The sequence below is a fragment of the Xylanimonas allomyrinae genome, assembly GCF_004135345.1.
Taxonomy (GTDB): Bacteria; Actinomycetota; Actinomycetes; order Actinomycetales; family Cellulomonadaceae; genus Xylanimonas; species Xylanimonas allomyrinae.
On sequence record NZ_CP035495.1, the window covers coordinates 2,651,950 to 2,672,285 of the forward strand.

Annotated in this window: 16 protein-coding genes; 5 read left to right on the plus strand and 11 right to left on the minus strand. The window is 74.7% G+C overall.

Annotated features, from left to right (window positions below):
• The first annotated feature begins 89 nt into the window (after positions 1–89).
• The gene (locus tag ET495_RS12100; RefSeq protein WP_129205013.1) at positions 90–302 is read left to right on the plus strand and encodes a hypothetical protein; all 213 of its coding nucleotides are present in this window, start codon (positions 90–92) and stop codon (positions 300–302) included.
• A 76-nt stretch (positions 303–378) separates the two neighbouring features.
• On the opposite strand, the gene ET495_RS19195 is transcribed toward ET495_RS12100, so the two are convergent.
• Together ET495_RS19195 and ET495_RS12110 are read right to left on the minus strand one after the other, a co-directional pair.
• Positions 379–2,745 (minus strand): YhgE/Pip domain-containing protein, encoded by a 2,367-nt coding sequence (locus ET495_RS19195; RefSeq protein WP_129205014.1) that lies wholly within the window; start codon positions 2,743–2,745, stop codon positions 379–381.
• Positions 2,742–5,744, minus strand: a complete 3,003-nt coding sequence (locus ET495_RS12110; RefSeq protein WP_129205015.1) for an MMPL family transporter — start codon at positions 5,742–5,744, stop codon at positions 2,742–2,744. The genes ET495_RS19195 and ET495_RS12110 overlap by 4 nt, the downstream gene beginning before the upstream one ends.
• Before the next feature lie 84 nt (positions 5,745–5,828).
• On the opposite strand from ET495_RS12110, the gene ET495_RS12115 reads away from it, so the two are divergent.
• Complete coding sequence (locus tag ET495_RS12115) at positions 5,829–6,455, plus strand: TetR/AcrR family transcriptional regulator (RefSeq protein WP_162616467.1); 627 nt, start codon at positions 5,829–5,831, stop codon at positions 6,453–6,455.
• A 172-nt stretch (positions 6,456–6,627) separates the two neighbouring features.
• Here the strand turns inward: ET495_RS12115 and ET495_RS19730 are convergent, their stop codons facing one another.
• From ET495_RS19730 to hisC, 6 genes are all read right to left on the minus strand, one after another.
• A complete protein-coding gene (locus tag ET495_RS19730) occupies positions 6,628–7,392 on the minus strand; it encodes a cytochrome c oxidase assembly protein (protein ID WP_281276125.1) in 765 nt (254 codons plus the stop codon).
• Entirely contained in the window at positions 7,332–8,882 is a 1,551-nt protein-coding gene (locus tag ET495_RS19735; protein WP_281276126.1) for a copper resistance D family protein, read from the minus strand. Before ET495_RS19735 ends, ET495_RS19730 begins: the two co-directional genes overlap by 61 nt.
• Before the next feature lie 196 nt (positions 8,883–9,078).
• On the minus strand, positions 9,079–10,761 hold the full coding sequence (locus tag ET495_RS12125; protein WP_129205017.1) for a dihydrolipoamide acetyltransferase family protein: 1,683 nt from the start codon (positions 10,759–10,761) through the stop codon (positions 9,079–9,081).
• A gap of 24 nt (positions 10,762–10,785) precedes the next feature.
• Positions 10,786–11,808 (minus strand): alpha-ketoacid dehydrogenase subunit beta, encoded by a 1,023-nt coding sequence (locus ET495_RS12130; protein WP_129205018.1) that lies wholly within the window; start codon positions 11,806–11,808, stop codon positions 10,786–10,788.
• On the minus strand, positions 11,805–12,959 hold the full coding sequence (gene pdhA, locus ET495_RS12135) for a pyruvate dehydrogenase (acetyl-transferring) E1 component subunit alpha (protein ID WP_129205019.1): 1,155 nt from the start codon (positions 12,957–12,959) through the stop codon (positions 11,805–11,807). The genes ET495_RS12130 and pdhA overlap by 4 nt, the downstream gene beginning before the upstream one ends.
• Before the next feature lie 239 nt (positions 12,960–13,198).
• Positions 13,199–14,359 carry a histidinol-phosphate transaminase gene (gene hisC, locus ET495_RS12140; RefSeq protein ID WP_129205020.1) on the minus strand — a complete coding sequence of 387 codons (1,161 nt, stop codon included), beginning with the start codon at positions 14,357–14,359 and terminating at the stop codon, positions 13,199–13,201.
• Positions 14,360–14,374: 15 nt separating this feature from the next.
• Here hisC and ET495_RS12145 point away from each other — a divergent pair, with 15 nt between their 5' ends.
• Positions 14,375–14,776 carry a phage holin family protein gene (locus ET495_RS12145; RefSeq protein ID WP_211340839.1) on the plus strand — a complete coding sequence of 134 codons (402 nt, stop codon included), beginning with the start codon at positions 14,375–14,377 and terminating at the stop codon, positions 14,774–14,776.
• A gap of 56 nt (positions 14,777–14,832) precedes the next feature.
• On the opposite strand, the gene ET495_RS12150 is transcribed toward ET495_RS12145, so the two are convergent.
• Both ET495_RS12150 and ET495_RS12155 read right to left on the minus strand, forming a co-directional pair.
• Entirely contained in the window at positions 14,833–16,551 is a 1,719-nt protein-coding gene (locus ET495_RS12150) for a lipase family protein (protein WP_129205022.1), read from the minus strand.
• Positions 16,548–16,874 carry a hypothetical protein gene (locus ET495_RS12155; protein ID WP_129205023.1) on the minus strand — a complete coding sequence of 109 codons (327 nt, stop codon included), beginning with the start codon at positions 16,872–16,874 and terminating at the stop codon, positions 16,548–16,550. Before ET495_RS12155 ends, ET495_RS12150 begins: the two co-directional genes overlap by 4 nt.
• Before the next feature lie 264 nt (positions 16,875–17,138).
• Between ET495_RS12155 and purB the strand changes: the two genes are divergently transcribed.
• On the plus strand, positions 17,139–18,617 hold the full coding sequence (gene purB / locus ET495_RS12160) for an adenylosuccinate lyase (protein ID WP_245993053.1): 1,479 nt from the start codon (positions 17,139–17,141) through the stop codon (positions 18,615–18,617).
• 34 nt (positions 18,618–18,651) lie between these two features.
• On the opposite strand, the gene ET495_RS12165 is transcribed toward purB, so the two are convergent.
• Entirely contained in the window at positions 18,652–19,089 is a 438-nt protein-coding gene (locus ET495_RS12165; RefSeq protein WP_129205024.1) for a helix-turn-helix domain-containing protein, read from the minus strand.
• A gap of 173 nt (positions 19,090–19,262) precedes the next feature.
• Between ET495_RS12165 and ET495_RS12170 the strand changes: the two genes are divergently transcribed.
• Positions 19,263–20,150 (plus strand): PRD domain-containing protein, encoded by an 888-nt coding sequence (locus ET495_RS12170; protein WP_129205025.1) that lies wholly within the window; start codon positions 19,263–19,265, stop codon positions 20,148–20,150.
• Positions 20,151–20,336: the final 186 nt, after the last annotated feature.

Sequence of the window (20,336 nt, forward strand, 5' to 3'; positions counted from 1 at the left end):
ACCGGCTTTCGCCGCGCCGCGCGCGCCCTTGTACCCTGCCCGCAAGCCGACGGGGCCGCAGGGGGCGCGCGGGCGAAGCAAGGGGAACCATGTCACGACCACCACACGGGACGGCGCCGTTGGCCGACCCGACGCCCGAGGAGCTCCAGGCGGCCCGCGTCTGGGCGCTCGAGCACGACCACGAGGCACTGCTCGCGCATCGCGTCGCACTGCTGACGCAGGCGTCGTGGGAGGTGCAGTCGGACGCGGAACGGCACCTGGTCGCACGGCACCGGGAGCACGCCCGGACACTCGTCCACTGAGCCTGTCCACGGGCCCGTCCAGCGGGCCCGTCCAGCGGGCCCGCTAGCGGGGCGCACCGGGTGCGCCCCGCGCTGCTCATGCCGCCGCGAGCAGCCTGGTCACGCGCACCGTGCGCGCCCGTGCCGTGGCGAGCACCGTGAGGCCGAGCCCCGCGACACCCCACACCACGAGCCCCACGAGGGCGGCACCCACCCCGCCGGCAGCCGGCACCACGAGGCCCACGAGGGCCTGGCGTGCGTCGCCGATCGCGAGCAGGTCGGCGATCGAGCTCAGCCACCCGGGCACCGTCGCGACCACACCCGTCGCGATGACGAGCACCGCCATGAGCAGGCTGACGCCGCGCGCCAGGTCGCCCAGCAGCAGGCTGAACCCCTGGTGCAGGGTCACGAACACCACCGAGGCGAGCACCCCGAGCGCGATCGCCCCGAACCAGCCGCCCACCGACAGGTGCTCGACGGCCGCGATCACCACGCCGACGACGGCACCCGTCACGGCGGCGACCGCCGCGGGCAGCGCGAGGTCGGAGACCGCGAGCCGCAGCGCGCCCCTGGTCGCACCCAGTGCACGCGCACGCGACGGACGCACCACCGTGGTCAGGCCGAGCGCACCGAGCCACAGCGCGACGACGGCGAACAGCGGCCCCGTCGACCCGGTGTCGAGCGCGTCGTCGCCGGGGGCCCGGACCGGGTCTGAGACCACGGACGCGAGCGTCGCGCGCTCGCCGTCGCTGTAGCTCGGCACCTGGTCGACCGCCTGGCCGAGCCCGTCGGCGAGGTCCCCGGCACCGGACGCGAGCAGGCCGGCGCCCGTGGCCAGGCCCTGGGCGCCGCTCGTGACGCCGTCGGCCCCGGACGCGAGCAGGCCGACCCCGGACGCGAGCCCGTCGGCCCCCGAGGCGACGCCCGACGCGCCCGTCGCGAGCTGGCGGGTGCCGCTCGCGAGGTCGCCCGCACCGGCGGCCACCTGGCTCACACCGCCCTGCAGCAACGTCGTCTTCGAGGCGAACTGCTGCGCGCCGTCCTGCAGCCCGTCCGCCCCGGTGGCGACCTGGGCGGCACCGGCCTGGAGCTGCCCGAGGCTCGTGCCGAGCTTCTGTGCGCCGGTCTGGAGCGCGCCCGCACCCTGGTCCGCGGCGGCGGTGAGGCCGTTCGACAGCGCGTAGAGGGTCGTCGACTGCGCCGGGTCGTCCTGGGGCGTGCCGGCGGCGGCCTTCAGGCCCGCGACCGCGCCGCTGAGCCCGGGCGTGGTGGTCCCGTCCCCGTCGAGCACGACGGGGATCGTCGCCATGGCGGTGAGGAGATCGGCGTGCGTGGCGCAGTCCGGGCCGGGCTGTGCGACGTCACACCCGTCCAACCGCAAGAACTCGGCCAGCGCCCGGTTCGTCGCGGTGGTCGCGGTCCGCAGGGCGTCGACGCCGCCGCCGATGTTCGTCGCGGCGCCCGCGAGACCCTGAGCCGCGCCCGACGCGCCCGCGGCCGCCGTCGTGAGCTGGCCCTTGAGGTCCCCCGCCCCGTCGGCGAGGTCGGTCGCGCCCTTCGTGGCGAGCCCGAGCCCGTCCGACACCTGGCCTGCGCCCGTGGCGATCCCTCCCGCGCCGTCGGCCAGGGTCGACGCGCCCGCGGCGAGCTGGGCCGCGCCCGACGCGGCCTGGGACGCCCCGGACGCGAGTGCCGTCGCGCCCCCCGACGCCGACCGAGCCCCGGTGGCGAGCTGCTGCGCACCGTCCGCGAGGTCACCGGCTCCGCTCGCCGCCGACGTCGCGCCGGCAGCGAGCTGCGAGGCGCCGTCCGCGAGCTGCGTGGCACCGTCTGCGGCCGACGTGGCGCCGTCCTGCAGCTGTGTGGCTCCGTCAGCCGCCTGCCCGAGCTGGTCGGACAGCGTGGTGAAGCCGACCAGCACGTTGTCCACGAACGTCTGCGTGAGCGACGAGCCCAGCACCGACGTCGCGGTCGAGGCGACGACGCGCGCGAGCACGGCGTCCGCGACGCGCCCGCCGGGCGGGGTCGCGACGTCGATGGTCGCCTGCCGTGCCTTGCTCGGGTCGTCCCCGCCGAACGACGTCGCGGCCGCCGAGAAGTCCTCCGGGATGGTCACGACGGCGGCGTAGGTGCCGTCGGCCAGCCCGGCGCGGGCCTGGGCCGCGTTCGTGAGCTGCCACTCGTAGCTCGCGTCCGAGGCGGGCGCGGCCTTGACGGTCTGCTCCGTCGACGGTGCGGCACCCGAGACGAGCCCTGCCGCGAGCTGGCGCCCGAGCGGCACGAGCTGCCCGTCCACCGTGACGGGCACGTCGTTGTTGACGATGGCGGCCTTGACGGTGTCGAACCGCTCGGCGGGGTTCCACAGTGCGGTCAGCAGCAGCCCGAGCACGAGGATCGGCAGCAGCGCGACCGCGGCCAGCCGCCAGACTCCGGCGCGGGTGCCGGTGCGGATCAGGGCGTTCACTTCGACACCTCCGAGTCGTCGTTCGCGGTGAGCGCGCCGACGGCGGCTCGGGCCGGGGCCGTCGCCCCGGCCGGCGTGTGCGCGGGTTCGGGCCCGCCGGGGGGTGGGCAGTCGCCGAGGTCCACGACCTGCGCGTCGGGCAGCAGGTCGGACGCGTCGGCGCCGGTCGTGCCCACGAGCACGGCGACGCCCGCCGAGCGCGCGGCCCCGAGCGCGTACGCCAGCGCCTCGCGCCCGCCCCTGTCTCCCAGGGCGTGCACGCGCAGCACGACGACGGCGCGCGGGGAGTCCTCGAGCGCGTCGACGACCGCGCCGGCGACCGCCAGCCCGTCCGGTGAGGGGCCGTGGGCGGAGCCGCCGTCGGCGGCCGAGGCGTCGAGCACCGCGACCCGCGACCGGACCGCGGCCGCCCGCTCGGGCAGCACGTAGCCGGCGACCTTGACCGCACCCGCGGACCCCTCCGAGGGGTGCAGCCGCAGCCGTCCGGCGAGGGCGAGCAGCACTGCGTCCGCGGACGCCGCGGCGTCGGCGCGCACGACGAGCGCCCCGCCGTCGGGCACCCGCACCGTGACCGGGCCGGCGAGCGGCTCGCCACCCGGGCCGTCGACCACGAGCCCGTGCGCGACGACGGCGTCGTTCGCGCCCGGCTCGGGCCAGTCGGCGAGCGCGAGCTCCTTGGCGACGCTCTCCCCCTCGACGTCGAAGTGCGGCAGCAGCCGGTCGAGCCACCGGGGGATGTACCAGGCGTGCTCGCCGAGCAGGGCCATGACGGCGGGCACCAGCACCATCCGCACGACGAAGGCGTCGACCGCCACGCCGACGGCCAGGCCGAGCGCGATCGGCTTGAGGTTCATGTCGCCCTCGGGGACGAACGCCGCGAAGACGGCGAACATGATGACGGCCGCGGCGGTGACGACGGGAGCCGACCCCTGGAAGCCCGAGAGCACCGCGCGGCGGGCCCGCGCCCGCGTCCCGCCCGCCGCGGAGCGGTCGCCGTGGACGAAGTCCTCGCGCATGCGCGACACGAGGAACACCTCGTAGTCCATGGCGAGCCCGAACAGCACGCCCATGAGGACGATCGGCATGAAGCTGATGACCGGGCCCGTGCGCGTGACCTGGAGCAGGTCGGCGAGGAACCCGTGCTGGAACACGAGCGTGACGACGCCGAACGCCGACCCCACGCTCAGCAGGTACCCGAGCGACGCCTTGACGGGCACCCACACCGACCGGAACACCATGGTCAGCAGCACCAGGCACAGCCCGACGACGACGAGCCCGAACGGCAGCAGGGCCTCGCCCAGCTTGGCCGAGACGTCGATGCCCACGGCGGTGAACCCGGTGACGGAGATGTCGACGCCGTACTCCTGCAGGAAGTGCGGGCGCAACCCGCGGATCTCGTGGACCAGGTCCTCGGTGGCGACCGACGTCGGGCCGCCCTCGGGGATGACCTGGACGATGCCGGTGTCGGCGGACTCGTTGGGGGTGGCGAGCGGCACGTCGGCGACGCCGGGCAGCGCGCGGATCTCGTCGGCCATCGCGTTCATGAGGCCGACCGGGTCGGTGCTCGTGACGATCGAGCCGGTGACGATGAGCGGGCCGTTGAAGCCCTCGCCGAACTCCTGCGAGACCAGGTCGTAGGTGATGCGCGCGTCGCTGTCACGGGGCAGCACCCCGGCGTCGGGCAGGGCCAGGCGCAGGCCGGTGGCCGGCCAGCTGAGCGCGGCGAGCGCGGCGACGACGAGCACGATCGTGACGACGGGCCACCGGGTGACGCCGCGCACCCACGTGGCGAAGAAGCCGCCCCGAGGGGCGGTCGCGGGGGCCGGACGGGAGGTCGCGTCGTCGTGGGCGGGGGCGGCGTCGGGCGTGGCGTCGGGCGCGGCCTTTGCGGCGGCGACGGTCGCGGTCCCCGTGCCCGCTGCCCCAGCAGCTGCCGCGGTGCGCTTCGCACGGCGACGGCCGCGCGGGGCGCGCGGCGCGGGTCGCAGCCGCTCGCCCGCGAACCCGAGCAGCGCGGGCAGCAGCGTGAGCGACACGAGCACGGCGACGCCCACGCCCCCGGCGGCGGCCACGCCCATGACGGTGAGGAACGGGATGCCCGCGACGGCGAGGCCCACCAGCGCGATCATCACGGTGAGCCCGGCGAAGACGACGGCGGAGCCCGCGGTCGCGGTCGCGCGCGCGACCGACTCCTCGACGGCGAGGCCGTCGCGTAGCTGGTCGCGGTGCCGCGAGACGATGAACAGCGCGTAGTCGATGCCGACGGCGAGGCCGAGCATGACGGCCAGCATCGGCGTCGTCGACCCGATGGTGGCGACCGACGTCGCGGCGAACAGCAGGCCCATGCTCACGCCGACGCCCACGAGGGCGTTGGCCAGCGGCAGTCCTGCGGCGACGAACGAGCCGAGCGTGAGCACCAGGACGACGAGCGCGACGACCAGGCCCAGCCCCTCGGTGACCGAGATCGACGGGAACTCGGTGGCGAAGAGCTGGCCGCCGAGCTCGGCGCGGGCGCCGTCGGGCAGCGCCGACCGCAGCTGCGTGGTCTCGTCCTGGAGCGCGTCCTTGGTCGAGTCGAGGATCGACCCGAGGTCGCCGTCGAGCTGCACCTGGAGGATCGTCGCGTTCCCGGCGTCGTTGACCGACGCGGCCATGGTCTCGTCGTACGGAGAGGTCACGGCGACGACCTGGTCGAGGTGGCCGAAGGCCGTGACGGCGGCCTCGACGGGCGCCCTCATGCTGGCGTCGGTGATCGCCCCGCCGTCGGGGGCGACCACGATGACCTGCGCGGACACCCCGCTGACCTGGGGGAACGTTGCGGCGAGGCGTTCGAGCGCCTGGTTGGCCTCGGTACCGGGGATCGTCACCTCGTTGTCGAGGCCCTGCATCACCAGGCCCGCGGTGCCGCCGACGACGGCGAGGACCACCACCCAGCCGATGACGACGAGGCGGCGGGCGCGCAGCGCCCATCGGCCGAGCTGGTAGAGGACGGAGGACATGCGTCTCCCAATCGAAGTGCGGAGCTGGCGCGGTTCGATACATGACTGTATCCGATACAGCGGTGTATCGGATACAGTCATGACGTGACCGACCTTCCGGCGATCTCACCCCGGCGCGAGCGCACGCGCGAACGACTGCTCGACGCCGCCGCCGAGGTCTTCGCGCGCGTCGGCTTCGGGGCAGCCTCGGTCGAGGCCATCGCCGACGCCGCCGGCTTCACCCGCGGGGCCTTCTACTCCAACTTCGAGAGCAAGGAAGCCCTGTTTCTCGCGCTCATCGAACGGCAGGGGCGCCGGCACGTCGCCGCGCTCGAGGCAGCGGTCGCCCGGCTCGACGCCGACGTCGTCCGCGCCCGCCACCTCAACAGCGACGCCATCCGCTCGGTGCTCGCCGCCGTCACCCAGGGGAAGGTGCCCGAGAGCGGCTGGTACCTCATGAACTCCGAGTTCGAGCTGCTGGCGATGCGCGCGCCCGGCATCGGGGCCGCGTGGATGGCCCAGCAGCGCGCGATGCGCGCCGAGCTCAGCGGCGTGCTCGACCGGCTCCTGGGCGGCCTCGGCCTACGGTTCACGACCGACCCTGCGATCGCCGTCGAACTGCTGCTCGGCGCGTGGGCCGCGAGCGCCCGCGACGCGTCGGTCGCGGGCGAGCCCGAGGTCGCGCCCGAGGCGTTGGAGGCCCTGGTCGACCTCCTGATCACGGAAGCGTGACCGCGGAGGCATGAGCACCGAGGCATGAGCACCGAGGAATGAGCGCCGAGGCATGACCACGTGGGCCTAACCACGTGGGCATGACCACGTGGGCCTGACGTCGGCGGTGCCCGGTCGCGAGCTGGCGCCGTCGCCCTGGGCGGGTCAGCCTGGGCCGGTCAGCCTGGGCCGGTCAGCCTGGGCCGGGTCGGTCCGGGCCGGGTGCGTCGGCCGGTGCGGTGAGCGCGGTCGGCTCGGCCGCCGCCCCCGGCGCCGCCGCGTCGGGCGCCCGGCCCGCCATCTTCGCGAGCATCGCGTTGTACTCCGCGAGCTCGGCGTCGCCGTCGCGGTCGGCCTGGCGGTCGCGTCGGCGGGCCTCACGCTCGTCGGAACGCGTCCACAGGACGGCCACCCCGATCGCGAGCCCCAGCGTCGGCAGCTCGCCGATGCCCCAGGCGATGCTGCCACCGGTCTGCTGGTCGACGATCGCCGAGTCACCCCAGGGCCGGCCCATGTTGCCGAACCAGTCCGCGGCCAGCAGCGACGTCTGCATCATGAGGGCCACGCCGAAGAACGCGTGGAACGCCATCGTCGCGAACAGCAGCAGGAGCCGCTGCGGGTAGGCGGGGCGGTTCGGCCCCGGGTCGATGCCGATGAGCGCGTTGGCGAACAGGTACCCCGCGAGCGTGAAGTGCACGACCATCCACACGTGCCCCACGTGCGAGCGCAGGGACCAGTCGAACAGCGGCGTGAAGTAGAAGACGATCATCCCCACGACGAACACCACGCCGGCCACGATCGGCTGCGACACGACCCGCCCCCACCGCGAGTGCACGAACCCGAGCACCCACTCGCGCGGCCCGCGCGACCCGTCACGCCGCCCGGGCACCGCGCGCATCAGGAGCGTGACGGGCGCCGCGAGCACCAGCAGCATCGGCACCAGCAGCGCGAGCACCATGTGCTGCACCATGTGGGCGCTGAACAGCACCTCGCCGTAGATCGTCGGCCCCCGTTGGTGTCCCAGGCGATGACGGCCATGCCCAGGCACCACGCGACGGTGCGGCCCACGGGCCAGCGGTCGCCGCGCCGGGCGAGCCGGCGCGTCCACACGACGTAGACGACGACGGCGGCCGCGCACGCGAACGCGGACAGCGGGTCGAGCCGCCACTCCGTGAACCAGCGTGCCCCCGTCAGCTCGGGCGGCAGCGGCGACCCGGTGAGCTGGTAGGCGGGGCTGGTGTCGACCGGGACGTCGTCGGGCACCGGGGGTGCGGACGCCGCCAGGCCGACGGCGACCCCCATGACGGCACCCATGACGATCAGCTCGACCGCGGCGAGCCGGGCGAAGGCCCACGCGCGCGCCGGGCCGAGCAGCGCCGGGCGGCGACGCGCTGGGCCGCGCGCCTGCGGCCCGCCGCTCCCGGCGTCGGGAGCGAGCAGGCCCAGGTCCCGCAGCACGCGGCGGCGATGAGCCCAGCCCAGTGCACCGAGACCCGCGAGAAGCACGGCCTTGACGACCAGCAGCAGGCCGTACCGGCTGCCGAGGTCGCCGAGGTTCCCGACCCGGATCCACGCGGACACCACACCGGAGAACCCGACCGCCACGAGGCACCACGAGGCCACGTGGGAGTACCGCGGCACCGCGGCCTCCCACCCGTCGGGTCCGCTCGGCTCCGCCCCGGGCTTGCCCCGCGATCCCGCGTGCGGCTCAGACGCCGCGCCCACGCTGGGCGTGCCCGCGGGACGTGTGCGCCCGGCGGCGAGCACGAGCACCCCGATCGCCCCGAGCCCGCCCACCCACAGGGCGGCCCCGACCAGGTGCAAGGTCATCGCACCCACGGCCAGCGAGTGGCTCGCAGCGCCGGCGGCGTGGCCCGTCGAGGCCTGGTAGGCGAACGCGGCGAGCGGCGCCACACACGTCCACAGGGCACCGACGGCGCTCGTCGAGGCGAGCGCCATCGCCGACGTCACCGCCGCCAGGATCACGATCGCCAGCCCCGTCCGGCCCAGCTCGATCTCGGTGAGGAACTGCCACAGCCCCTCCCCGAAGCCTGTGGCGTCGAGCCGCGTCGCCGAGATGTCCGCGTACTGCAGCACCAGCCCCGCGACGCCGGCCAGGGCCCAGACCGCGGCGGCGGCGCCCGCCGTCGTCAGCGCCGTACGCTGCCACCGGCCGGGCCCGACCAGGGCCGCCGCGGTGACCAGCGCGCCGAGCGTGAGCGCCGAGGCCAGCCCGGTCGTCACGTCGAGGACCGGCAGACCCCAGCGCACGACGGCGCCCACATCGGTGAACTCCGCGAGCGCTGCGAACGCTCCGGTGAACGCACCTGCGCCCAGGGCGGACGCCAGCGCGACGACGACGGCGGCCGGCCCGGCGACGACGAGCCACCGCGCGCGACGGTCGCGGTCAGCGGCAGGGACCTCGGCGGGGGCGGTTCGCACGGTCACCCGACCAGCCTAGGCGGGCGCGACTCGCGGACGTGACCGGGTCCCTCGTGACAGGTTCGCTGGCGGCAGGTTCGCTGGCGGCAGGTCCCCCGCGACGCGCGCGGCCGTGGCCGGCGCGTGCGACGCCGGTCCCCCGCGAACCGTCCGGCAGCGAACCGTCCGGCAGCGAGCGCCGTGGCTCGCGCGCGACCACCCCTCAGGCCCAGATCAGACCTCGGGCGGGTTCCTCCAGCACGCGTGCGACGTCGGCCAGGAAGCGGGCGCCGAGCTCGCCGTCGACGAGCCGGTGGTCGAAGCTCAGCGCGAGCTGGGTGACCCAGCGCGGCTTGATCTTGCCCTTATGGACCCACGGCTGCTGGCGGATCGCGCCGAACGCGAGGATCGCCGCCTCGCCGGGGTTGAGGATCGGGGTGCCGGTGTCGGTCCCGAAGACGCCCACGTTGGTGATCGTGATGGTGCCGTCGGACATGTCGGTGGGGGTGGTGCGGCCGGCGCGCGCCGTCGCCGTGAGGTCGGCGATCGCCTGCGCGAGGTGGGTCAGGTCGAGCCGGTGGGCGTCCTTGATGTTGGGCACGACGAGTCCGCGCGGGGTCGCGGCGGCGATGCCGAGGTTCACGTAGTGCTTGTAGACGATCTCGCGTGCGTCGTCGTCCCAGCTCGCGTTGATCTCGGGATGCCGGCCGACCGCCATCAGCACGGCCTTCGCCGTGATGAGCAGGGGCGTGACGCGCACGCCGGAGAACTCGCGGTCCTCCTTGAGCGCGGCGACGAGCTTCATCGTCTTGGTGACGTCGACCGTCTGGAACACGGTGACGTGCGGGGCCGTGAACGCGCTCGTGACCATCGCCTCGGCGGTGCGCTTGCGCACGCTCTTGACGGGCACGCGGGTGCGGCGTCCGTCGGGCGAGACGGAGCCGGAGGCGAGCCACGGCTGGTCGTCGTCGGGGTAGGTGGCGAGCGCCTGCGGCTTGGCCGCCTCGGCCTGCGCGACGACGTCTTCGCGGGTGACGATCCCGCCCGGCCCCGTGGGGTGGACCGAGGCGAGGTCGACGCCGAGGTCCTTGGCGAGCTTGCGCACGGGCGGCTTGGCGAGCACCCGGCCGAACGCCGTGCTCGCACCGGGCGCGGCCGGCACGGAGATCACCCCGGGGTCGGGCGCGACCGGCCGGCCGTTCTCGGTGTCGCGGCCAGTGTCGCGGCCCGAGTCGCGGCCCCAGTCGCTCCCCCGCTCGGACGCCGCCCCGCCGGAGGCGCGCGCGGTCACCTGCTCGTGAACCTGCGCCGGGCGAGCGTCACCGCGGGTCTCGACGGCGGAGGCGGCCGGCGCGACGGCGGCGGGCGTCGTCGTCGCAGGGGCGGCGGGTGCAGAGGCGGCGGGTGCGGAGGCGGCGGGTGCGGAGGCGGCGGGTGCAGGGGCGGCGGAGGTTGCCGGCGCGACGGCAGCCGGGGCTGCCGCGACGGCTGCCGGGGCGTTCGCCGCGGCGCGGCGACGGCGACGACCGGAGCCCGCTGCGCCGTCGGCCGTCCCGTAGCCGACGAGCACCGAGCCGGAGCCCTCCGCGGCAGGCGGCTGCGCCGCGCCCGGCGTCGCAGCGCCATCCGCGCCCGCGGACGGCGCCGAGCCGCCCGGGCCCGCAGCGGCCGTCGTGACCTCGATGATCGGCGTGCCGACGTCGACCGTGTCGCCCTCGGCGACCAGCAGCGCGGCGACCGTCCCCGCCCACGGCGAGGGCAGCTCGACGAGCGACTTGGCGGTCTCGATCTCGACGATCACCTGGTTGACGGCCACGACGTCGCCGGGCTTGACGCGCCACTCGACGATCTCGGCCTCGGTCAGTCCCTCACCGACGTCGGGCAGGGGGAAGCGCTGTGTGCTCACGGATGATCCTCTCTGCGGCCGCGGTCAGAAGGCGAGCGAGCGGTCGACGGCGTCGAGCACGCGGTCCACGCTCGGCAGGTAGTCGTGCTCCAGCTTGGCGACCGGGTAGGGCGCGTGGAACCCGCCGACCCGGATGACGGGCGCCTCCAGGTAGTGGAACGCCTCCTCGGTCACGCGGGCCGCGACCTCGGCGCCCACGCCGTGCACCGTGGGCGCCTCGTGCACCACGACGCACCGGCCCGTACGCCGCACGCTCGCGACGACGGCCGGGATGTCGAGCGGCGAGACGGCCCGCAGGTCGACCACCTCGGCCGAGGTGCCCTCCCCGGCGAGCGCGTCCGCGGCCTTGAGGGCCGTGGCGACCGTCGGCCCGTAGGCGACAAGCGTGACGTCCGTCCCCGGGCGTGCGACGCGCGCGGTGTCGAGGATCCCCGGTGCGGGGGGCGCGGACAGGTCGACCTCGCCCTTCGACCAGTAGCGGCCCTTGGGCTCCAGGAAGATCACCGGGTCGGGCGAGGCCACGGCCGCCCGGATCATGTCGTACGCGTCCTGCGGCGTCGACGGCGAGACCACACGCAGGCCGGCGGTGTGCGCGAACAGCACCTCGGGGCTCTCGGAGTGGTGCTCGACGGCGCCGATGCCGCCGCCGAACGGGATGCGGATCACCACGGGCACCTGCAGGCGACCCCGCGAGCGGTAGTGCATCTTCGACAGCTGCGTGGTGATCTGGTCGAACGCCGGGAACACGAACCCGTCGAACTGGATCTCGCAGACCGGCCGGTAGCCGCGCAGCGCCAGCCCGATCGCGGTGCCGACGATGCCCGACTCCGCGAGCGGGGTGTCGACCACGCGGTCCTCGCCGAACTCGGCCTGGAGCCCGTCGGTCACGCGGAACACGCCGCCGAGCCGGCCGACGTCCTCGCCCATGATCAGGGACTTGTCGTCGGCCGCGAGCGCCGCGCGCAGGCCGAGCGTGATCGCCTTGGCGAACGTGAGGGTCGTCGCGCCCGTGGGCGTCGTGGTCGGTGCCAGGAGCTGTGCGGTCATCGGGTCGCCTCCGTCGCGGTCTCGTGGTCGGCCGGCTCGTCGGCCTGCTCGTACTCGGCCAGCCAGGCGCGTTCGTCGGCGACCGTCGCATGGGGTGTGGCGTACACGTGCTCGAACATCGCGGCCGTGGGCGGGGCGCCCAGCGCGCGGACCTCGGTGCGCAGGCGCTCGCCGAGCGCCTCGGCCTCGGCCTCGACGCCGGCGGCCCACACCTCGTCCCACTCGCCCTCGGCGCGCAGCAGCGCGCCCAGCCGGTCGATCGGGTCGCGGCGGCGCCAGTACTCCTCCTCCTCGCGCTCGCGGTAGCGCGTGGGGTCGTCCGACGTCGTGTGCGCGCCCATCCGGTAGGTGAACGCCTCGACGAGCGTCGGGCCGCCGCCCGAGTGCGCCCGTTCGAGCGCTTCGAGCGTGACGGCGTAGCAGGCGAGCACGTCGTTGCCGTCGACGCGCACGCCGGGGATGCCGAACCCGAGGCCGCGCTCGGCGAGCGGCACGCGCGCCTGGCGCGTGGTCGGCTCCGAGATGGCCCACTGGTTGTTCTGCACGAGGAACACCTGCGGGGTGTTGTTGACGGCCGCGAACACGAGCGCCTCGTTGACGTCGCCCTGAGCGGTGGCCCCGTCCCCGAAGTAGACGACGACGGCGGTGTCGCGCGCCGGGTCGCCCGTCCCGACCAGGCCGTCACGCTGGACGCCCATCGCGTACCCGGTCGCGTGCAGCGCGTGCGAGCCGATGACCAGCGTGTACAGGTGCGTGTTGTGCTCGGTCGGGTCCCAGCCGCCGTGGTCCTGGCCGCGGAACAGGCGCAGCCGGTCGACCGGGTCGACGCCGCGCACGTGCAGCACCCCGTGCTCGCGGTAGCTGGGGAAGACGTAGTCCTGGGGAGCCATCGCGTGGGCCGAGCCGACCTGGGCGGCCTCCTGGCCCCGCGACTGGGCGAACAGGGCGAGCTCACCCTGGCGTTGCAGAGCGGTGGCCTCGTCGTCGAACCGCCGGGTCAGCAGCATGTCGCGGTACATGCCGCGCAGGTCGTCGCCCTTCACGTGGGCGACCCGCTCCCGGTATGACTCGTTCTCCGGTGTGGTGACCCGTGCGCCTTCGGGATCGAGAAGCTGCACCAGCCCCGTCTCGCCCGTGCTCCTGCTGCTCACGCCGACTCCCTCCGAACCTACGGTTACGTAGCCTACGCAAGCGTAGGTTGGCGGGAGCCGACAGCGGTGTGCCACCGAAGGCCAATGTCGTCGGCATGTGTTTGGAGGTTCCCCACAAGAACGGGCGCAGCGCGGGCGTGTCGCGCGAATGCCTCACGGCCAGGACGGGCGTACGCCGTCGAATGCGGGCGGAGGCAGCGTCCGCTTCACCCCAGGTCGCCGCCCCGCACCCGCTGGCGTCAGCGGTCCGCGAGCCAGCCCTGCGCGACGGCGAGGAAGGCGTCGTTCGCCTCGCGCTCGCCGATGCTCACACGCAGGCCGTCCCCGGCGAACGGCCGCACGAGCACCCCGGCCGCACGCGCCTGCTTGGCGCGCTCCGAGGTCGCCTCGCCCAGCGGGAACCACACGAAGTTGGCCTGGGACTCGGGCAGGTCCCAGCCCTGGGCGCGCAACGCCGCGACCACGCGCTCGCGCTCGGCGACGAGCGCGTCGACCCGCGCGAGGAGCTCGGCCTGCGCCTGGGGCCGCAGCGACGCGAGCGCCGCCTGCTGGGCGACGTGCGAGACCCCGAACGGCGTCGACACCGCGCGGATGCCGTCGGCGATCCGCGCGGGCGCCACGGCGTAGCCCACGCGCAACCCGGCGAGCCCGTACGCCTTGGACAGCGTGCGCAGCAGCACGACGTTGCCGTGCCGGCGCAGCACGTCGACCGCCCCCGCACCCCGCGCGTCCGCCGCCGCACCGGGCGCCTGCGGGTCGCGCACGAACTCCAGGTACGCCTCGTCGACGACGACGAGCACGTCCGAGGGCACGGCCGCGAGCAGCGCGTCGAGCTCGTCGGCATGAACTGCCGGTCCCGTCGGGTTGTTGGGCGTGCACACCAGCAGCACGCGCGTGCGCGGCGTCACGGCCGCCGCCATCGCGGGCAGGTCGAGCCGGCCGTCGCGCGCCAGCGGCACCATGACCGACCGGCCACCCGCGACGGACACCGCGATCGGGTAGGCCTCGAAGGAACGCCACGGGTAGACGACCTCGTCGCCCGCGTCGACCACCGCGGCGAGGATGTGCGCGAGCACCGCCACGGAACCGTTGCCGACCACGACCTGCTCGGGCAGCACCCCCACATGGGCCGCGAGCGCCTCGACGAGCTCGCTCGCGTACATGTCGGGGTACCGGTTCGCGTCGGCCGCGGCCTCGGCGATGGCCGCCACCACGGACGGGAGCGGCCCGTACGGGTTCTCGTTGGACGACAGCTTCCACAGCCGCTCGCCGGCCGCGGGCCGGGCACCGGGGACGTACGGAGGCAGCGCCTCCACGGCGGCCCTCAGCGGAACGTGCTCCCGAGCGTCACGCGAAGGGTCGGAAGGGCGGTTCACGGCTGTCTCCACGGCGTCCAGCATGCCACGATGACGTGCATGAACTTCGTCGTGCGCGTCCTGGTGACCGCCCTCGCCCTGTGGGTGACGAGCCTCGTCATCCCCGCTCATGTCGACATCATCGACGATGGGACGCGGGGCGGGACGGTCCTCGCCGTGCTCGTCGTCGCGCTCGTCTTCAACCTGGTCCACCTCGTCGTCAAGCCCGTCGTCAAGGTGCTCTCCGTACCGCTGTACATCCTGACCCTCGGGCTGTTCACGCTGGTGGTCAACGCCTTCATGCTGTGGCTGACGACGTGGATCACCGACAAGAGCTGGTTCGGGGACCAGCCGTGGGGCCTCGACATCAACGGCGGCTTCTGGTGGTACGTGCTGGCTGCGCTGATCATCGCGATCCTCCAGGTGGTCATCGGGGCGTTCGCCCCGAAGCGTCGCTCCTGACGCACCCCGCCCCTCCCCCGGGTCCCCGGAAGGCAGGTGCGCCGGCGTCCGGCCGGTCACGGCTGCCCCGCCCACGCGCGGCGCGCCGTGTAGAACCGGGTCTGCGCGGAGGCTCCCCGCAGCAGCGGCTCGATCCTGCCGAGGACGTCGGCCACCTGGGCGTGGCCGGTCTCGCGCGCGAGACCGAGCGTCCGCAGGTGGGTCCCCAGCCCGTGGGCCGACGGGATGGTGCCCGCCGCGGCGCGGTCCACGGGCGACGACGACGCCCCGAGCCGCCGCGTGACGGTGACCCGGTCCGCCGTACGCGGGTTCTCGAGCCCCGAGCGCCCGTCGGTGGCCGACACCAGCTCCTCGTCGTTCTCCAGGTGCAGCACGGGCACACCGCGCGGGGCGGTGAAGCTCGCGGTCGGCGACCCCGCGGTGACGACGGCTCCCAGGCGGTGTCGCCGCAGGAACGCCGGCGACGACGCGAGGGACATGGCCGCGATCCCGCCGAGGCTGTGCCCCACGAGCACGACGGGCTCCTCGGGCTGCGCGCCCGCCTCGTCGAGCGCGTCCGAGACCGCGGTGGTCACGTCGGCGGCTCGGTGTGCCATGAGGTCGACGTCGGTGACGCCGTCGAACGGGTGCACCAGGCTCACGACGTCCTGCGTCCCCGGGACGAGGACCGTCCAGGACACGGTGCCGTCGTCGTGCACCACACGCTCGACGGCCAGCGTCCCAGCGGGCGCACGCACCGGGGCGCGGCCTGGGAACACGCCGTTGCCCGTCAGGTCGGCGACGCGGGCGAGCGCCTCGTCGACGCTGCCCGTGGGGGTGCCCCGCCACGCCTGCGCCCCGGGCGTCACCTCGCCGACCGAGACGCGCGAGGTCGGCAGCAGGTCGTGAACCATCGTGCTGAGCACCCGGGCACCGCCCGTGACGGACACGTCGCCGCGCGACTCCGCGGGCCGTGCCGCCGCGACGCCGACGCCGAGACCCGTGATCACCTCGTCGCCCCAGAGCGCCCCCACCGCGGTCAGCGCCCTGACGGCGGCGTTCTCCTTGTCGTGCGAGCCCGCGCTGTCACGCGCGCCAGGCTCGTCGCGTGCGCCAGGCTCGTCGCGTGCACCCGTCTCGTCGCGTGCGCCCGCCTCGTCGTCGTGCGCGCCCGCGGCCAGCCGGGCAGCACCCGCGGTGCCCACCACGACCGCCCCGAGCGTCCGGCGCAGCTGCGGCGACGACGCGTAGAGGTAGGCGGCCGATGCGGTGCCGACGCCGACGAGCGCACCGACCGCGCGCTCGGCGAACGACTCGCCCTCCTCGTAGAGCCCGGCGGCCCGCAGCAGGCGCTCGGCGAGGTGGGCGCACTCGTCGGCGTCCCCGCGCAGGCGGGCGGCCACGGAGCGTGCGTCGTCGGCCAGGGCACGCCGGGCGGCGGCGTCGCCCGGCGTGCACACGGCGCCGGCAGCGGCCTCGTGCCCGGCACCGGCACCCGCACCGATTCCAGTCCCGTGGGCGCCGATCCCCGCCGGGGCGAGGCCGAGCCCGGCCCGCCACGCCGCGCGGTCGAGCTCCTGCACGGCCAGGCCCGTGCGGGACACCGCGGTGAGCAACGCCTCGCCCGCGGCGCGGCTGCGCGCGGCTGCCGCACGCACCTCCTGGACGTCAGCCCTCGCGAGCCCGCGCCCACCCGCGACGCGGATCGTGTCGGCGGCCGGCACCAGCTCCGCACCCGAGCCCGTCGGGCCGGTTGCCGCCACGGCCCCCGGCAGGCGCGCTCCGGCCGCGCTCATCCCCGCACCGCCAACCTCGCGACCGCCGACCTCAGGTCGTCGACCGCACGTGCGTCGCGGCGAGTCGCCGCGACGACCTGCGCGAGCCGGTCGCGGAAGACCTCCGCGGCCGGGGACGCCCATGCCAGCGCAGCGGCTCGGCCGAGCCCGTCGAGCGCGTCCGCGAGCGCGGCCCGCGCGGCCTCGAGCTCGACGGCCGCGCCGTCCACGCCGGGTCCCCCACCGGCCCGCGCGGCCGGCCCGGCCGTCAGGCCGACGCCGAACCCGAAGGCCGGCCCCACGCCACCCTGGTCGGCGACACCGCCTCGCGACCTGCCCGCCATTCCGGTCCCCTTCCCCTCGGCGCAGCGGACCGCTCCCGCGACCACCGTGCATCCCGTCGCCTCCACCGGTGCTCGGTGCGCCGGCCCCGCGGACTCTAGGCAGCGCCCGCCCCCGCCGTCGGGCGCGAACGGCCCGCTGTGCATAACCCGGCGGCAGGCCCCCGCGGGCATCCGGCCCGCCCGTTGTGTGACGGTGACGCGGCGCGCCGGAACCGCGCGCCGCCGCGACCCGGTGACGCCCGGCGGCCGTGGGAGAATCGCCCCGTGACCTCCCCCGTGCTGCCCGCCGCGCCGACCTCCGCCCGCGTCGACCTCGCCGACGTCACCCCGCCCATCGCGCTGGGCCCCCTCGACGGGCGCTACCGCGCGGCCGTGGCGCCGCTGGTGAACCATCTCAGCGAGGCAGCGCTCAACCGGGCGCGCATCCACGTCGAGGTCGAGTGGCTCGTCACGCTGTGCAACGGGGTGCCGGGCGTGGCGACGCCCGTCGTCCCGGGCGCTCCCGCGCTGTCGGACACCGAGGTGGCCTACCTGCGGCAGATCCCCGCGACCTTCGGTGCCGCCGAGATCGAGGAGCTCGCCGCCATCGAGCGCGAGACGGTCCACGACGTCAAGGCGGTCGAGTACTTCATCAAGCGCCGCATCGCGGCGGCGCCCGCGGCGCTCGGCACCACGAACCTGCCGGCGGCCAGCGAGCTCGTCCACTTCGCGTGCACGTCGGAGGACATCAACAACCTCTCGTACGCGCTCATGGTCGCGGGAGCGATCCGCGACGTGTGGCTGCCCGCCGCGACCGCGCTGACCGACCAGGTCGCCGACATGGCCCGCGAGCTCGCGGACGTGCCCATGCTCAGCCGCACGCACGGCCAGCCCGCCACCCCGACGACGCTCGGCAAGGAGCTCGCCGTCCTGACCCACCGCCTGCGCCGCCAGCTGCGCCGCGTCGGCGCCGCCGAGTACCTGGGCAAGCTCAACGGCGCCACGGGCACGTACGGCGCCCACGTGGTCGCCGTCCCCGGCGTCGACTGGCCCGCGGTGAGCAGGCACGTCGTCGAGAGCCTGGGCCTGACCTGGAACCCGCTGACCACGCAGATCGAGTCGCACGACTGGCAGGCCGAGGTCTACGCCGACGTCGCCCGCTTCAACCGCATCCTGCACAACCTCGCGACCGACGTGTGGACGTACATCTCGATGGGGTTCTTCACGCAGATCCCCGTCGCCGGGGCCACCGGCTCGTCCACCATGCCGCACAAGGTGAACCCGATCCGGTTCGAGAACGCCGAGGCCAACCTCGAGATCTCGTGCTCGCTGCTCGACACGCTCGGCGCGACCCTGGTCACGAGCCGCCTGCAGCGCGACCTCACCGACTCCACGACGCAGCGCAACATCGGCCCGGCGTTCGGCCACTCGCTGCTCGCGATCGACAACGTCCAACGCGGCCTCAAGGCCCTGCACGCCAACGCTGCTCTCATGGCCGAGGACCTCGACCAGAACTGGGAGGTGCTCGGCGAGCCGATCCAGTCCGCCATGCGCGCCGCCTCCGTCGCGGGCGTGCCGGGCATGGAGAACCCGTACGAGCGCCTCAAGGATCTGACGCGCGGCCAGCGTGTCGACGCCGTGCGCCTGCGCGAGTTCGTCGGCACGCTCGGCCTTCCCGACGACGTCGCCGCGCGCCTCCAGGCGCTCACCCCGGCGTCATACACCGGGCTCGCGGCGCGGCTGGTGGCCGACCACCTGGCCTGACCGCGGACAGGCGGGACGGAACGGCTGCGGGAAGTCAGCCGCCGTCGCCGTCGCCGTCTGCGCTGCGCTCGCCGTCCTCGCCGTCCCGGTAGGCGACGCGCGTGCCCGGGCGGTGCACGAGCACCTGCGCGACCGCCGCGCGGTGCCACGACGCGGGGTAGCCCGCTTCGGGGCCGCCGGCCGACGAGACGTCGGCGTCGGTGCGCCACGTCACGAGCCGAGGCTCGCTCATGGCGGAGAGCGCTCCGTCGAGCCGCTGGACGAGCTCGTCATGGCATGTCTGGAGGCGTTCGATCTCGGCGCAGACGCCGCGTGGCACGCGCCGCACGCCGGCCTCCCAGCGGTGCAGCGACCGCTCGTTGACGTCGAGGTGGTCCGCCAGCCAGCGGGTGGTGAGCCCGAGGCGTTCGCGGGTGCAGCGCAGGGCGGCCCCCGTCATGGGGTCGGGTGCCGGGGTTCGAACGTCGGTCATCGTGACTCCTGCTGCTGAGGTCCTCCATCCCACCGTATCGCCAGGTGTGTCTCGTCTGGGAGTCCGCGGTGATCGTTCTGACAGGGTCACACTTCGGTGTCCCGAGCAACGTTTCGCGCCAGCGCTGGGTCTCGCCAGGACCGCCGCCCCCCTCCGGCTCTAGACTCGCCGCCATGGCACGCAGGGATGCGGCACAAGCCCCCCGTGGAGCCATCAAGGTCCTGAACAACAACGTTGTCGTCGCCGTCGACCCCCAGGGCGGCGAGCGCGTGCTCATGGGGCGCGGCCTTGCGTTCGGCCTGCGACCGGGCGGCGACATCGACCCCGCGAAGGTCGAGAAGACATTCATCCTCGCGCAGGGCGAGCAGGGGGAACGTGAGCGCCAGATCCTGGCCTCCGCCCCGTACGCCGTGGTCGAGGCGGTGAGCGCCGCCGTCGACGACGCCGAGCGGTTCCTCGGGCGCCGCCTCGGGCGCCGGCTCGTGCTCGCCGTCATCGACCACGTCCAGTTCGCGCTCGAACGGCTCAAGGACGCCGTCCGGATACCGACGGCAATGCCCGAGATCCGGGTGCTCTACCCCAAGGAGTCGGCCGCCGCCGCGCGCATGACGGACTCGATCGGAGCCGCACTCGGCGTCGTGCTGCCCGAGGAGGAGACCGTCTTCCTCACGATGCACCTGCTCAACGTGACGCGCGGGATGCCCGACGGCGCGACGACGCTCCTGTTCCGCCGCGTACGCCACGTCGTCGCCACGGTCGAGACCGAGCTCGGCGTCACGCTCGACCCGGACAGTGCCGACTACGCACGGTTCGTCATCCACGTGCAGTTCCTGCTCCAGCGGCTCGTGAACGACGCGATGCTGCGCAACTCCGACGTCTCGTTCCTCGAGTTCACCAAGCACACCTACCCGCGTTCCTACGCGATCGCACGGCAGGTCAAGACGTACGTCGTGGGCGCGACGGGCACCGAGCTCACCGACGAGGAGCTCATGTACGTCACCGTCCACGTCGAGCGTCTGGCCCAGCAAGTTTCAGGTGGCGGTCAGGACACACGGTGCTAGAGTCTTCTGCGCGAGGTACTCCTCGTAGACATCTCTGGATTGTTACCGCGTCGGCGGGCAAAACCTGAGCTCACATCACCGGTCCTGGTGGTGAACGGGCTCGGGTTTTTTTGTTGCCCTCGTTGTGTCGCCCACCGCGTGGTCGCAGAGTCGAAGTTCGACAGGCCGCAACGTAGCGGCGGAAGG

What these genes read in the sequence shown, in the direction of transcription:
- ET495_RS12100 (WP_129205013.1), top strand. Translation starts at nt 90, where the DNA reads ATGTCACGACCACCACACGGGACGGCGCCGTTGGCCGACCCGACGCCC.
- ET495_RS12110 (WP_129205015.1), bottom strand. Translation starts at nt 5,744, where the DNA reads ATGTCCTCCGTCCTCTACCAGCTCGGCCGATGGGCGCTGCGCGCCCGC.
- ET495_RS19730 (WP_281276125.1), bottom strand. Translation starts at nt 7,392, where the DNA reads ATGGTGCTCGCGCTGCTGGTGCCGATGCTGCTGGTGCTCGCGGCGCCC.
- ET495_RS12130 (WP_129205018.1), bottom strand. Translation starts at nt 11,808, where the DNA reads ATGACCGCACAGCTCCTGGCACCGACCACGACGCCCACGGGCGCGACG.
- hisC (WP_129205020.1), bottom strand. Translation starts at nt 14,359, where the DNA reads ATGCTGGACGCCGTGGAGACAGCCGTGAACCGCCCTTCCGACCCTTCG.
- ET495_RS12145 (WP_211340839.1), top strand. Translation starts at nt 14,375, where the DNA reads ATGAACTTCGTCGTGCGCGTCCTGGTGACCGCCCTCGCCCTGTGGGTG.
- ET495_RS12150 (WP_129205022.1), bottom strand. Translation starts at nt 16,551, where the DNA reads ATGAGCGCGGCCGGAGCGCGCCTGCCGGGGGCCGTGGCGGCAACCGGC.
- ET495_RS12155 (WP_129205023.1), bottom strand. Translation starts at nt 16,874, where the DNA reads ATGGCGGGCAGGTCGCGAGGCGGTGTCGCCGACCAGGGTGGCGTGGGG.
- ET495_RS12165 (WP_129205024.1), bottom strand. Translation starts at nt 19,089, where the DNA reads ATGACCGACGTTCGAACCCCGGCACCCGACCCCATGACGGGGGCCGCC.
- ET495_RS12170 (WP_129205025.1), top strand. Translation starts at nt 19,263, where the DNA reads ATGGCACGCAGGGATGCGGCACAAGCCCCCCGTGGAGCCATCAAGGTC.